At 77.1% G+C, this 1,076-nt stretch carries 1 protein-coding gene; it reads left to right on the plus strand.

What is annotated here, in order from left to right; translation table 11 throughout:
• Positions 1-1,021, plus strand: a 1,021-nt coding sequence (locus BZL64_RS09910; protein WP_107430254.1) for a sensor histidine kinase, incomplete at its 5' end; no start/stop codon positions are given.
• Positions 1,022-1,076: the final 55 nt, after the last annotated feature.

The raw sequence follows: 1,076 nt of genomic DNA on the forward strand, positions 1-1,076 counted from the left end.
GCCGCTCGCCTGTGCCGCCCTGCGGGCCCTGGACCGGCGAGCGGCGGGGGTCGCGGTGGGCGCGCTCACCGTCGTACTGGTCGCTCAACTGGTGCGCAGCAGCGGCGGGTTCGACGCCGAGGTGGTGCTGATCCCGGTGGCGGCCGTGTGGGGCACGGTCGCCCTGTACCGCGCTCAGCAGCGGGACGCCGTGGAACGGCAGCGGCTCGTCGAGGAGTTGCGGGGCACCCGGGACGTCCTGGCGCGGCAGCAGCGGGAGGCCGGGGTGCTGGCCGAGCGGGCCCGGATCGCCCGGGATCTGCACGACACGCTGGCCCAGGAACTCGCGGGCGGCGTGATGCTGTTGCAGGCGGCGGACCGGGACTGGGACGCGCGGCCCGGCGTGGCCCGTACGCGGATCCGGGCGGTCGCCGACGGGCTGCACGCCAACCTGGGCGAGACCCGGCGGATCATCGGCGACCTGACGCCGTCCGCGGTGGACGAGGCCGGTCTGGAGGGCGCGCTGCGACTGCTGTGCGCGCGGGCCCAGGCGGAGGGCGCGGCGGCCAGGGTGCGGTTCCGGCCGGTCGGCGCGGGCGGTCCGGCCCTGGACGGTCAGGCGACCGCGGCACTGTTCCGGGTCGCGCAGAGCAGCCTGGCCAATGTGCGCGAGCACGCCCGCGCGGTGAACGTCCAGGTCACTCTGCGGCGGGAGCAGGACCGGGTGGAGCTGGAAGTGCTGGACGACGGGGCCGGCTTCGATCCGGCGTACGTCGAGGCCGGGGCCGGGGCCCTGTCCCGCGGCTCCCGCGGATTCGGCTTCCCCGCCGCGAAGGCGCGGCTGAGCGAGTGCGGCGGAGACCTGGACGTCGGCAGCGCGCCCGGACGCGGCACTCGGGTGCGGGCCGTGGTTCCCGCCCCGCCGCAGCCCGGACCGGCAGGTTCGCCCGCTCCGGTCGGTTCGGCGAGTGCGGTCGGCTCGGTGAATGCGGTCGGTTCGGCGAGTGCGGTCGGCTCGGCGAGTGCGGTGGCCGCCCGGTGACCGCCGGGCCGCTGCGCCTGCTGATCGCCGATGACCACGCCGTCGTACGGGCCGG

The sequence above is a fragment of the Streptomyces bobili genome, from assembly GCF_002154575.1.
Classification (GTDB): domain Bacteria; phylum Actinomycetota; class Actinomycetes; order Streptomycetales; family Streptomycetaceae; genus Streptomyces; species Streptomyces bobili.